General features: G+C 73.5%; 14 protein-coding genes and 1 pseudogene. 11 read left to right on the forward strand and 4 right to left on the reverse strand.

Annotated features, from left to right (window positions below):
- The 6 genes and pseudogenes from AB0G32_RS21845 to AB0G32_RS21870 form a co-directional block, all read left to right on the forward strand.
- A pseudogene (locus AB0G32_RS21845) lies at nt 1–298 on the forward strand (hypothetical protein); the annotation flags it as partial.
- Between the two features lie 18 nt (nt 299–316).
- Nucleotides 317–1,453 (forward strand): segregation/condensation protein A, encoded by a 1,137-nt coding sequence (locus AB0G32_RS21850; protein WP_361165566.1) that lies wholly within the window; start codon nt 317–319, stop codon nt 1,451–1,453.
- On the forward strand, nt 1,450–2,112 hold the full coding sequence (scpB, locus tag AB0G32_RS21855; RefSeq protein ID WP_361165569.1) for an SMC-Scp complex subunit ScpB: 663 nt from the start codon (nt 1,450–1,452) through the stop codon (nt 2,110–2,112). Before AB0G32_RS21850 ends, scpB begins: the two co-directional genes overlap by 4 nt.
- Complete coding sequence (locus AB0G32_RS21860) at nt 2,112–3,233, forward strand: pseudouridine synthase (RefSeq protein WP_361165572.1); 1,122 nt, start codon at nt 2,112–2,114, stop codon at nt 3,231–3,233. Before scpB ends, AB0G32_RS21860 begins: the two co-directional genes overlap by 1 nt.
- A 62-nt stretch (nt 3,234–3,295) precedes the next feature.
- The gene (locus tag AB0G32_RS21865; protein ID WP_361165576.1) at nt 3,296–4,015 is read left to right on the forward strand and encodes an NUDIX domain-containing protein; all 720 of its coding nucleotides are present in this window, start codon (nt 3,296–3,298) and stop codon (nt 4,013–4,015) included.
- A complete protein-coding gene (locus AB0G32_RS21870) occupies nt 4,012–5,031 on the forward strand; it encodes an ADP-ribosylglycohydrolase family protein (protein ID WP_361165579.1) in 1,020 nt (339 codons plus the stop codon). The genes AB0G32_RS21865 and AB0G32_RS21870 overlap by 4 nt, the downstream gene beginning before the upstream one ends.
- Before the next feature lies 1 nt (nt 5,032).
- Here AB0G32_RS21870 and AB0G32_RS21875 read toward each other — a convergent pair whose 3' ends face one another.
- Nucleotides 5,033–5,737, reverse strand: a complete 705-nt coding sequence (locus AB0G32_RS21875) for a nucleotidyltransferase domain-containing protein (protein WP_361165582.1) — start codon at nt 5,735–5,737, stop codon at nt 5,033–5,035.
- A gap of 22 nt (nt 5,738–5,759) precedes the next feature.
- Complete coding sequence (locus tag AB0G32_RS21880; RefSeq protein WP_361165585.1) at nt 5,760–6,173, reverse strand: Rieske (2Fe-2S) protein; 414 nt, start codon at nt 6,171–6,173, stop codon at nt 5,760–5,762.
- Between the two features lie 208 nt (nt 6,174–6,381).
- On the opposite strand from AB0G32_RS21880, the gene aroH reads away from it, so the two are divergent.
- From aroH to der, 5 genes are all read left to right on the forward strand, one after another.
- Nucleotides 6,382–6,744: a chorismate mutase gene (aroH, locus tag AB0G32_RS21885; protein WP_361165588.1), complete on the forward strand. Its 363-nt coding sequence runs from the start codon at nt 6,382–6,384 to the stop codon at nt 6,742–6,744.
- Nucleotides 6,741–7,826, forward strand: a complete 1,086-nt coding sequence (locus tag AB0G32_RS21890) for a prephenate dehydrogenase (RefSeq protein ID WP_361165591.1) — start codon at nt 6,741–6,743, stop codon at nt 7,824–7,826. Before aroH ends, AB0G32_RS21890 begins: the two co-directional genes overlap by 4 nt.
- Before the next feature lie 124 nt (nt 7,827–7,950).
- Nucleotides 7,951–8,646, forward strand: coding sequence for a (d)CMP kinase (gene cmk, locus AB0G32_RS21895; RefSeq protein ID WP_361165594.1), 696 nt, complete (start codon nt 7,951–7,953; stop codon nt 8,644–8,646).
- Between the two features lie 53 nt (nt 8,647–8,699).
- A complete protein-coding gene (locus AB0G32_RS21900; RefSeq protein WP_361165891.1) occupies nt 8,700–9,287 on the forward strand; it encodes a lysophospholipid acyltransferase family protein in 588 nt (195 codons plus the stop codon).
- A gap of 72 nt (nt 9,288–9,359) precedes the next feature.
- Nucleotides 9,360–10,838 (forward strand): ribosome biogenesis GTPase Der, encoded by a 1,479-nt coding sequence (der, locus tag AB0G32_RS21905; protein WP_361165598.1) that lies wholly within the window; start codon nt 9,360–9,362, stop codon nt 10,836–10,838.
- Nucleotides 10,839–10,923: 85 nt separating this feature from the next.
- On the opposite strand, the gene AB0G32_RS21910 is transcribed toward der, so the two are convergent.
- Together AB0G32_RS21910 and AB0G32_RS21915 are read right to left on the reverse strand one after the other, a co-directional pair.
- The gene (locus tag AB0G32_RS21910; RefSeq protein WP_361165601.1) at nt 10,924–11,187 is read right to left on the reverse strand and encodes a hypothetical protein; all 264 of its coding nucleotides are present in this window, start codon (nt 11,185–11,187) and stop codon (nt 10,924–10,926) included.
- A gap of 103 nt (nt 11,188–11,290) precedes the next feature.
- Entirely contained in the window at nt 11,291–12,082 is a 792-nt protein-coding gene (locus AB0G32_RS21915; protein WP_361165605.1) for a hypothetical protein, read from the reverse strand.
- Nucleotides 12,083–12,117: the final 35 nt, after the last annotated feature.

Consider the following 12,117-nt stretch of genomic DNA (forward strand, 5'->3'; position numbering starts at 1 on the left):
GCGGGCGGGCCCGGACCCGGCGCAGGAAGGTGCTGCCGCCGGCCAGCCCCGCGGCAAGCGCGGCCGGGCCGCGGCCCGCCGCCCCAGCGGGCGCGAGCGGCACGACGAGAAGATCACCGTGTACGTCTCCGCCGAGGAGCTGATGGACCTGGAGCACGCCCGGCTGGTGCTCCGCGGCGAACACGGACTGGCCGTCGACCGCGGCCGGATCGTCCGCGAGGCGGTCGCCGTGGTCCTCGCCGACCTGGAGAGCCGCGGGGACGCCAGCATCCTGGTACGACGGCTGCGCGGGCGGTAGCGGTAGCCTGCGGAGGCGATGACCTCCAACGACGTTCCCCGCGCCGGTGCCTTCGGCGGTCGGCGCCGTGCGCTGGGGCAGGGTCCGGGGGGACCCCCGGCACCGACCCCACCGATCCCACCGACCCCGGTGGACCTTCCGCCGACGCGGGCGCCGGAGCCGGCTTCCCGCGCGGAGCCGGAACCCGGACCGGAGGCGGTCGGCGGATCGGCGGGTGCTGAGCCCGGAGCGGAGTGCGACGGCCGGGTCGCGGACGCGCACCCGGAGCCCTCCGGACCGGCGGCGCGGCCCCCCGGCACCGGCGCGGCGGCCGATCGCGATGACGACACTGCCGACGGCGATGACGACGGCCGGGTCTTCAAGGTCCGGCTCGCCAACTTCGAGGGCCCCTTCGATCTGCTGCTCCAGCTGATCTCCCGGCACAAGATGGACGTCACCGAGGTCGCCCTGTCCAAGGTGACCGACGAGTTCATGGCGCACATCAGGGCGCTCGGGCCGGACTGGGACCTGGATCAGACCACCGAGTTCCTCGTCGTCGCCGCCACCCTGCTCGACCTGAAGGCGGCCCGGCTGCTGCCCGTCGCCGAGGTCGAGGACGAGGCCGACCTGGCCCTCCTGGAGGCCCGCGACCTGCTCTTCGCCCGCCTCCTCCAGTACCGCGCCTACAAGCGGATCGCCGACATCTTCAGCGGGCGCCTGGACGACGAGGCCCGCCGCTACCCCCGTACCGTCGGTCTGGAGCCGCACCACGCCGAACTGCTGCCGGACGTCGTCATCAGCATCGGCGCCGAAGGGTTCGCCAGGCTGGCGGTCAAGGCGATGCAGCCGAGGCCCAGGCCGCAGGTGTACGTCGAGCACATCCACGCGCCGCTGGTCAGCGTGCGCGAGCAGGCCGGGATCGTGGTCGCCCGGCTGAAGGAGCTGGGCGAGGCCAGCTTCCGCAGCCTCGTCGCGGACACCGACGACACCCTGACCGTCGTAGCCCGGTTCCTGGCGCTGCTGGAGCTGTACCGGGAGAAGGCCGTCGCGCTGGACCAGGAGACCGCCCTCGGTGAGCTGCTGGTGCGCTGGACCGGCGGGGACGGGGCCGCCGAGCCGGCGGTGACCGACGAGTTCGACCGGCCGCCCGAGGAGCCGAAGGAGAAGAAGGCGTGAGCGAGGAAGCCACCGGGGTACCGGCCGGGCCGCCCGGCGTCGCGGAGCTCGACCTCAAACCCGCTCTGGAGGCGGTCCTGATGGTCGTGGACGAGCCCGCCACCGAGGAGCACCTGGCGAAGATACTGCAACGGCCGCGGCGCCGGATCGCGGACGCCCTGCGCGAGCTGGCCGACGAGTACACCGCGCAGCGGCGCGGTTTCGAGCTGCGCCTGGTGGCCGGCGGCTGGCGGTTCTACACCCGGCCCGAGTACGCCCCGGCCGTCGAGGGCTTCGTCCTGGACGGCCAGCACGCCCGGCTCACCCAGGCCGCCCTTGAGACCCTCGCGGTGGTCGCCTACCGCCAGCCGGTCAGCCGCAGCCGGGTCTCCGCGGTACGCGGCGTGAACTGCGACGGCGTGATGCGCACCCTCCTCCAGCGCGGTCTGGTCGAGGAGGCGGGCACGGAACCCGAAACAGGTGCGATCCTGTACGTGACGACGAACTACTTCCTGGAGCGGATGGGCCTGCGCGGCCTGGACGAGCTGCCGGAGCTGGCGCCCTTCCTCCCGGAGGCGGAGGCGATCGAGGCCGAGACGCTGGAAGGGGTTCCGTCGTTCGATCCGGACGCACCCGATGCGCCGGGTTCCGAGGACGCAGACGACCAGACGGAATTTTGATGCGAAGCAGCAGCGGCAGGAACAGCAGCGGAAACAACGGCGGGAGCCGTGGTGGCAACAGCGGCGGCCGCGGCGGGAGCGGCGGCGGGCGCGGTAACTACCGCGGCGCCGGCAACGACCGTGACGACAGGCAGGGCGGCAGCGGCCGTCCGAAGCGGCCGCGCCCGGAGGAGCGGCGCTACGACGTGGGCCCCGGCGCCACCCAGGACGGTCCGAAGTCGGGCCGCGGCCCCGCGGCCCGCGGCGGCGCCAAGGGCGGTCCGAAGAAGCCCCAGCAGCGCGGTCGCAGCGTCCCGGCGACCTCCCGCGAGTACGAGGCGCGGGCCGAGGAGCGCAACCGGGAGCGGTACGCCGGCAAGAAGGACGTCAAGCCGCCCAAGACCTTCCCGGGCGCCGAGCAGGAGGGCGAGCGGCTGCAGAAGGTCCTCGCCCGCGCGGGCTACGGCTCCCGGCGTTCCTGCGAGGAGCTGATCGAGCAGGCCCGGGTCGAGGTCAACGGCGAGATCGTGCTGGAGCAGGGCAAGCGGGTCGACCCGGAGAAGGACGAGGTCAAGGTCGACGGGCTGACCGTCGCCACCCAGTCGTACCAGTTCTTCTCGCTGAACAAGCCCGCCGGCGTGGTCTCCACCATGGAGGACAACGAGGGCCGGCAGTGCCTCGGCGACTACGTGACCAACCGCGAGACGCGGCTGTTCCACGTGGGCCGGCTCGACACCGAGACCGAGGGCGTCATCCTGCTCACCAACCACGGTGAGCTGGCGCACCGGCTGACCCACCCCCGGTACGGCGTGAAGAAGGTCTACCTCGCGCACATCGTCGGCCCGATCCCGCGCGACCTGGGCAAGCAGCTCAAGGACGGCATCCAGCTGGAGGACGGGTACGCCAAGGCGGACCACTTCCGGGTCGTGGAGCAGACCGGCAAGAACTACCTCGTCGAGGTCACCCTGCACGAGGGCCGCAAGCACATCGTGCGGCGGATGCTCGCCGAGGCCGGGTTCCCGGTCGACAAGCTGGTGCGGGTCGCCTTCGGGCCGATCACCCTGGGCGACCAGAAGTCGGGCTGGCTGCGCCGGCTGTCCAACACCGAGGTCGGGATGCTGATGCAGGAGGTCGACCTGTAGGGGTTGTGACCGGCGACCGCCTCCTTTTATAGTCGGAGTGACTATTAAGGGGGTGGCCGCCCGTGCACGCCTACGACAAGCACGCCTACGAGCCCTTCGCCGTCACCGTCGACCTCGCGGTCCTCACGCTGCGCGCGGGTGCGCTGCACGTGCTGCTCGTCGAGCGGGGCCAGGAGCCGTACGCCGGCCGCTGGGCGCTGCCCGGCGGCTTTCTGCTGCCCGCGGAGTCGGCGGAGACGGCGGCCCGGCGCGAACTGGCCGAGGAGACCGGCCTCGCGGACGTCACCGGGCTGCACCTGGAGCAGTTGCGCACCTACAGCGAACCCGGCCGCGACCCCCGGATGCGGGTCGTCTCCGTCGCCTTCGCCTGTCTGCTGCCCGGCCCTCCCGATCCGCGCGGCGGCGGCGACGCGGCGCAGGCCCGCTGGACGCCGTACGACGAAGCGCGCGGCCTCGCCTTCGACCACGACCGGATCCTGGCGGACGCCCGCGAGCGGGTCGGCGCCAAGCTGGAGTACACCTGTCTGGCCACCGCCTTCTGTCCGCCCGAGTTCACCCTCGGCGAGCTCCAGCAGGTCTACGAGACGGTGTGGGGCACGGCCCTGGACCGGCCCAACTTCCGCCGCAAGGTCCTCGCCACCCCCGGCTTCGTCGAACCGGTGCCGGGCGCCGCCCGGCTGACCGGCGGCCGGGGCAAACCCGCCGCCCTGTACCGGGCCGGCCCCGCCACCGCCCTGCACCCGCCGCTGCTCCGACCGTCCCGGGAAGGACACCCCGCATGACCACCACCCGCACCAAGCGCGCCGCCTCCGGCACGCTCACCGGACTGGCCCTCGGGGACGCCCTCGGCTTCCCCACCGAGTTCAACGACGTGCCGTCGATCCTCGCCAAGTGCGGCCCCTGGCGGGAGATGGCGCTGCCCGACCCCGCGTACGTCACCGACGACACCCAGATGACGCTGGCGCTGGCCCGGGGGCTGCGCACGGCGGCCGGCCGGGGAGTGCCGGCACCGGCGGCGATGGCCGCGGCGGTCCGCGCGGAGTTCATCGCCTGGAACCGGTCGCCGGAGAACAACCGGGCCCCGGGCGGCACCTGCATCCGGGCCTGCACCCTGCTGGAGCGGGCCGACCGGCCCTGGCAGGACGCCAGCCAGATCCACTCCAAGGGCTGCGGCGCCAACATGCGGGTCGCCCCGCTCGGGCTGCTCCCCGGGCTGAGCGACGAACAGCGCGCCGGTGCCGCCCAGTTGCAGGCCGCGCTCACCCACGGCCACCCCACCGCGCTGGCCGCCGCCGACCTCACCGCGCACGCCGTCCGGCTGCTCGCCGACGGCGCCGAGCCGGCCGGACTGGTCGGGCTGCTGCGGTCCTACGCCCTGGAGAACCGCGTCCGCTACCACGAGCGCTGGCTCGGTGACCTGTGGACCCGGGCCGAGGACGGCGCCCCGGACCGGTTCATCGCCCGGGGCTGGGACGAATGCCTCGCGGTACTCGACCGGCTGCGGGACGCGGTGCGCACGGTCTCGCCCGAGACCGACCCGTGCCTGGCCACCGGCGCCGGCTGGATCGCGGAGGAGGCCCTCGCCACCGGGCTGCTGTGCTTCCTGCTCTTCCCCGGCGAACCGCTCACCGCCCTGCGCCGCGCCGCCTGCACTTCCGGTGACTCCGACTCCATAGCCTGCCTCGCGGGCGCCTTCGCGGGGGCCCACCTGGGCGCCGACGCGTGGCCGGACGCCTGGGCCGACCGGATCGAGTACCGGTCCGAGCTGCTGGCGTTCGGGGCGCTCTGGGACGCCTGACTCAGCCCTGGCGGAGGGCGGAGGCGCGGCGGACGCGGAACAGGAAGTCCTCGATCCGGCGCCGGTCCGGTTCGGCGGGCAGCGGGCCGCGGCGCGCGGCCCGCTCGCACTCCTCGGCCAGGCGGGTCATCCGGGACTCCACCTCGGACCACGGCACCTCGCCGCGCTTCACCGCGAGCAGCGGTTCGCGGTCCGCTCCCACGTCGACCGTGAGGACACCCGTGCGCAGCAGGTCGCGGGCGCTCGCCAGCAGCCGCAGCAGGTGCATGGCGTGCTTCCAGCGCGGGGCGCCGTGCACCCGCAGATCGGCGTCCAGCCTGCGGCGCTGGCCGAGGGCGTAACCCGTGAAGGATTCGTAGACATGGCGGGAGAGGAACGCCGCGCGCAGCGCCAGCAGCTCGCGGCCGGTGGCGTCGGCGTGTTCCACCAGCGGGGAGTGCAGGCACTCCAGGATGTTGGGGTTGGCGCGCAGGGCCAGCTCGCAGAAGCGCTCCAGCTCCCAGCTGAACTGCTCCTCGGCCGGTCCCTCGACATGCGTCGGCGGCTTGTCGAAGCGCCAGAACAGGGGCGTGGGGGCGAGGAACACGCCCCGGCGGTCGGTGTCGCTGTCCGCCGTGGCCAGACCGAAGGCGCGCGACCCCGTCACACAGGCGTAGACGGTGTGGTCGCGCACCAGGGTCTCGGCAGCCGGACCGGGGGATTCCATGCCCGGGAGGTTACGCGGACGATCACGCCAGGCGGACCGAATTTCCCTCCACCGTGATCTGCTCGGCGGGCAGCGGCTCGGTGGCCGGCCCCTGCTTGACCGCGCCGTCGGCGATGGCGAACTTGCTGCCGTGGCAGGCACAGTTGATGGTGCCGCCGGACACGTCCGCCACCACGCAGCCCTGATGGGTGCAGACCGCCGAGAACGCTTTGAAGTCGTCCTTCTCGGGCTGGGTCACCACCACCTTCTGCTCCTTGAAGACCTTGCCGCCGCCGACCGGGATGTCGCCGGCCTTGGCCAGGTCCTGGCCGGCCGGGGAACTGCTGGCCGCGGCGGAGCCGCCGTCGTCGTCCCCGCCGCCGCAGGCCGCCGTCAGGGGAAGGGCGGTGGCGGCGGTGGTGAGGAGGATCGTGCGGCGCGTGGCGCTGTGAGGCATGTCGTCACTCCGGGAAATGGGGGGGAGCACGAGCATGGCACCGAAGCACCCGAAGAGGAAGCAACCCGGATCAGCGGGGCAAAACGCGCCCCCGCCGTACGCGGTGCGCCGCCGCCGTCTCAGCGACCGGTCGCCGTCCACCGGCTCCGCGCGGGCTGACTACGCTGGACGGACAGAGCCGATACGCACACCGAACGAGGAGCGAGACGTGGCGGTACGAGCGGTCCGGGGCGCCGTCCAGCTGGAGCGGGACGAGGCCGGTCACATGGACGAGCAGGTGTCCGCCCTGCTCACCGCCGTCCTGGAGCGCAACGGGCTGACCACCGAGGACCTGATCAGCATCTGGTTCACCGCCACCCCCGACCTGCACAGCGACTTCCCGGCCGCCGCCGCCCGCAAGCTCGGCATCACCGACGTGCCGCTGATCTGCGCCCAGGAACTGGACATCGAGGGTGCCATGCCCCGCGTCGTCCGGGTCCTCGCGCACATCGAGTCCGACCGGCCGCGCGCCGACCTCGCGCACGTCTACCTCGGTGCCGCGGCGGCCCTGCGCAAGGACATCGCCCAGTGAGGTCCGCACTCGTCATCGGCACCGGGCTGATCGGCACCTCCGCCGCCCTCGCCCTGACCCGGCGGGGCGTCACCGTGCACCTCGCCGACCACGACCCGCAGCAGGCCCGCACCGCCGCCGCGCTCGGCGCCGGCACCGACGAGGCCCCGGACGGACCCGTCGACCTCGCGATCGTGGCGGCGCCGCCCGCCCATGTGGCCGCGGTGCTCGCCGACGCGCTGCGGCGCGGTCTGGCGCGCGGGTACATCGACGTGGCCAGCGTCAAGGGCGGCCCGCGCCGCGAACTGGAGGCGCTCGGCCTCGACCTCACCTCCTACCTCGGTACGCACCCCATGTCCGGGCGGGAGAAGTCCGGCCCGCTGGCCGCCGCCGCCGACCTGTTCGAGGGCCGCCCCTGGGTGCTGACCCCGACCCGGGACACCGACACCGAGGTACTGAACCTGGTCCTGGAACTGGTCTCCTTCTGCGGCGCCGTCCCGGTGGTGATGGACGCCGACGCCCACGACCGCGCCGTCGCCCTCGTCTCGCACATGCCGCACCTGGTCTCCGGCCTGGTCGCAGCCCGCCTGGAGCACGCCGAGGAGGCCGCCGTACGGCTGTGCGGGCAGGGCATCCGGGACGTGACCCGGATCGCCGCCTCCGACCCGGCGATGTGGATCGACATCCTCTCCGCCAACCCCGGTCCGGTCGCCGACCTGCTCGGGGACGTCGCCGTCGACCTGGAGCAGACGGTCCGGGCGCTGCGCGCGCTGCAGTCCGCCGACGACGACAAGCGCCGCGCGGGCGCCGCCGGTGTCGAGGAGGCGCTGCGCCGGGGCAACGCGGGGCAGGTCCGGGTCCCCGGCAAGCACGGCAGCGCCCCCCGGGTCTACGAGACCGTCGCCGTCCACATCGACGACCAGCCGGGCCAGCTCGCCCGGATCTTCGCGGACGCCGGACAGGCCGGCGTCAACATCGAGGACGTACGGATCGAGCACGCCACCGGCCAGCAGGCCGGTCTGGTGCAGCTGATGGTCGAGCCGAAGGCGGCCACCGCGCTGACGGCCGCGCTGCGGGAACGGGGCTGGGCGATCCGGCAGTGACCGGCCTTGTCCACAGGCCGGTCCGAGGCGCGGTGGGGAGCCAGTAACCTGGTGCGGGGGCGCGGGTGCGTCCCCGCAACCCCAGTGACCACCTCACCCCACCGCACCAGGAAGGTGTCCCCTCGTGGAAAACGGCGCCGCCCCGACCGCCCCGGCAGTGATTGTCGCCATCGACGGGCCCTCCGGCACGGGCAAGTCGAGCACGTCGAAGGCGGTCGCCGCACAGCTCGGCCTCAGCTACCTGGACACCGGCGCCCAGTACCGGGCGATCACCTGGTGGATGGTGACCAACGGCATCGACACCGCCGACCCGCGGGCCGTCGCGGCGGCGGCCGAGAAGCCCGAGATCCTCTCCGGCACCGACCCGCAGAACCCCACCATCACCGTCGACGGCGTGGACGTGGCCGGCCCGATCCGCACCCAGGAGGTCACCGCCAAGGTCAGCGCGGTCAGCGCGGTCCCGGAGATCCGGGCCCGGATCACCGAGCTGCAGCGGGCGATCGCCGGCTCCGCGGTGACCGGCATCGTCGTCGAGGGCCGGGACATCGGCACCACCGTGCTGCCGGACGCCGACCTGAAGATCTTCCTCACCGCCTCCGCCGAGGCCCGCGCCGCCCGCCGCAGCGGCGAGCTGAAGGACGCCGACGTCAAGGCGACCCAGGAGGCGCTGGCCCAGCGCGACGCCGCCGACTCCAGCCGCAAGGTCTCCCCGCTGGCCAAGGCCGGCGACGCGTTCGAGGTGGACACCACCGACCTCACCCTCCCGCAGGTCATCGAGTGTGTCGTCACCCTCGTCGAGGAGAAGCGGGCGGCCAAGTGACACAGCCCTCCGAGCGGGGTGCCGAAGTCGGGCGGCGCATCGGCGTCGGCCTGATGTACGGGCTGTTCCGGCCCCGGGTGCTGGGCGCCTGGAAGGTGCCCGCCGCCGGCCCGGTGATCTTCGCCGTCAACCACTCGCACAACATAGACGGCCCGATGGTCATGGGCGTGGCCCCGCGGCCGACGCACTTCCTGATCAAGAAGGAGGCGTTCGTCGGCCCGCTGGACCCCTTCCTGACCGGCATCGGCCAGGTCAAGGTGGACCGCACCGGCACCGACCGCACGGCGATCACCCGGGCGCTGGACGTGCTGTCGGCCGGCGGCGCGCTCGGCATCTTCCCGGAGGGCACCCGGGGCGAGGGCGACTTCGCCGCGCTGCGCGCCGGCCTGGCGTACTTCGCGGTCCGCGGCGGGGCGCCGGTCGTGCCGGTGGCGGTGCTGGGAAGTTCCGGCCGGCCCGGACGGTTGATACCGGCGCTGCCCCCGCTGCGCTCGCGGATCGACGTGGTCTTCGGTGACCCGTTCGACGCGGGCGACGGCAGTGGGCGGCGCACCCGCAAGGCGCTGGACGAGGCGACCGAGCGCATCCAGAAGCAGCTCACCGCGCACCTGGAAACCGCCAGGCGTCTCACCGGACGCTAGGTAACACTTGAGTAGTGGATCACCCGGTACAGGGGTGCCACCGATCACCACGATGAACGAGGTACGGACTTCATGAACGACGACATCCACTCCGGCGGCTCGGGCGAGGAGCACGACCACGGGGCGCTTGGCGACGCCGAGTACGAGCGGTTCATGGAGCTCGCCGCGGAAGAGGGCTTCGACGTCGAGGACGTCGAGGGCGCCATCGAGGCGGCCGGGCACGGCCCGCTGCCCGTCCTCGCCGTCGTCGGCCGCCCCAATGTCGGCAAGTCGACACTGGTCAACCGGATCATCGGCCGCCGCGAGGCGGTCGTCGAGGACAAGCCGGGCGTCACCCGCGACCGCGTCACCTACGAGGCCGAGTGGGCCGGCCGCCGCTTCAAGGTCGTCGACACCGGCGGCTGGGAGCAGGACGTCCTCGGCATCGACGCCTCGGTGGCCGCGCAGGCCGAGTACGCCATCGAGGCCGCCGACGCGGTGGTCTTCGTGGTGGACGCCAAGGTCGGCGCCACCGACACCGACGAGGCGGTGGTACGGCTGCTGCGCAAGGCCGGCAAGCCGGTCGTGCTGTGCGCCAACAAGGTGGACGGCCCGAGCGGCGAGGCCGACGCGGCGTACCTGTGGTCGCTCGGGCTCGGCGAGCCGCAGCCGGTCTCCGCGCTGCACGGCCGGGGCACCGGCGACATGCTGGACAAGGTCCTGGAGGCGCTGCCCGAGGCCCCGGAGCAGAGCTTCGGCACGGCGGTCGGCGGCCCGCGCCGCATCGCCCTGATCGGCCGCCCCAACGTCGGCAAGTCCTCGCTGCTCAACAAGGTGGCCGGCGAGGAGCGCGTCGTCGTCAACGAGCTGGCCGGCACCACCCGCGACCCGGTCGACGAGCTGATCGAACTGGGCGGCGTGACCTGGAAGTTCGTCGACACCGCGGGCATCCGCAAGCGGGTCCACCTCCAGCAGGGCGCCGACTACTACGCCTCGCTGCGCACCGCCGCCGCGGTCGAGAAGGCCGAGGTGGCGGTCATCCTGCTGGACGCCTGCGACTCCATCTCCGTGCAGGACCAGCGGATCGTCACCATGGCGGTCGAGGCGGGCCGCGCGGTCGTCCTCGCCTTCAACAAGTGGGACACCCTGGACGAGGAGCGCCGCTACTACCTGGAGCGGGAGATCGAGACCGAGCTCGGCCAGGTCGCCTGGGCGCCCCGGGTCAACGTCTCGGCGCGCACCGGGCGGCACATGGAGAAGCTGGTCCCCGCGATCGAGACGGCCCTGGCGGGCTGGGAGACCCGGGTGCCGACGGGACGGCTGAACGCCTTCCTGGGCGAGCTGGTCGCCGCCCACCCGCACCCGGTGCGGGGCGGCAAGCAGCCGCGCATCCTGTTCGGCACCCAGGCGGGCACCCGGCCGCCGCGGTTCGTGCTGTTCGCCTCCGGGTTCATCGAGGCCGGCTACCGCCGGTTCATCGAGCGCCGACTGCGCGAGGAGTTCAGCTTCGAGGGCACGCCGATCCACATCTCGGTGCGGGTGCGCGAGAAGCGCGGCGCGAAGAAGAAGTAACCGCGACAGCGGTACGGACAGTACGGACAGTACGAAGGGGGGCGGGCCCGGCGACCGGGCCCGCCCCCCTTCGTACTGTCCGCTGTCAGGCGCCTCGGCGCGGGGCCGGTGGCAGCGCGGCCGGGACGTGGTGCATGCCGAGCCGGGCGCTGTGCGCGCCCGCGCTGTAGGCGCTGTACGAGCCCCTGCCCCGCGGGATGTGCCGGAAGGAGACGAACCTCAGCTGCTCCTCGCCGCTGCGGTCGCCCGGCAGCGCGCGGAAGGACCGGACGTACTCGTTGTAGAGCGCGTCGTAGATCGGCGTGGCCGAGGGGCCGCCCTGGCGGTGGAAGGCGTCGTATGTGTGCACATTCGTGCAAACGACCCCGCGGCCGAAGAGATGCGGCTGAGCAGTGCGTCTTCGCCGGGCGCGGGGCCGGCACGGCCGGGCGGGCAGGGGGCGGGCCGGGCGCTCAGGTGCCCGCCAGCGGCAGCGCCGCCGCGACCAGCCGGCCGCCCGCCGCCGCCTTGTCCAGCGCGTCCCGCAGCAGGTCCTCGCGCGGCTGCCGGCCGATCGAGCCGACCGGCGCGGCGAACATCAGGACCTGCTGGTGCTTGTTGGCGGCCGTCCGCCAGCCCTCGGTCACCTGGAGCGGCTGGTGCGCCTGCCACCAGGCCACCGGCCGGCCGTCGCCGGCCCCCGGCTGGAGCACCGCGTGCAGCTGGCCCACCGCGAGCAGTACCGACCAGCCGTGCAGCACCGGCGGCACCGTGGACAGCTCGGTGACCGGCAGGAACCCCTGCTCGATCAGCAGCGGCAGGAACTCGTCGGAGGTGCCGTTGGTGCCGGGCCGCACCACGGGCGCGGTCGGCTCCACGACCAGGGCCGGGTGCAGTTCCCCGGCGATCAGGATCAGTCCGCTGGTCACGCCGAGCACCGCCTGTTCGGGCACGGCCTTCTCCGGCTGCGGCTCGCCGCCGAGCGGGCCGCCGCCGCTGATGGACTTCACGGCCCCCTGGAGCTGCTCCTCGGTCACCTTCACGACCTGGGAGGGCAGACAGCCGGCGTGGGCGAAGGCGAGGACGGCGGTCTCGTCCCCGATGAACAGGACGGTGCTGGTGCGCTCCTGCTCGCAGTCGCCCGGGGTGCGGCAGGACGTGCAGTCGTAACTGCCCGGGGCGGTCTCTCCGGCGAGCAGGCGGTCGGCTTCTTCGTCGCCGATCTCGGCGCGTACCTCGTCGCTGACGTCGAGCATGCGCGGCACGGGTGGCTCCCTCGGGATGCGTACGTGGCGAGGCC

Source organism: Streptomyces sp. NPDC023723 (assembly GCF_040639815.1).
Classification (GTDB): Bacteria; Actinomycetota; Actinomycetes; order Streptomycetales; family Streptomycetaceae; genus Streptomyces.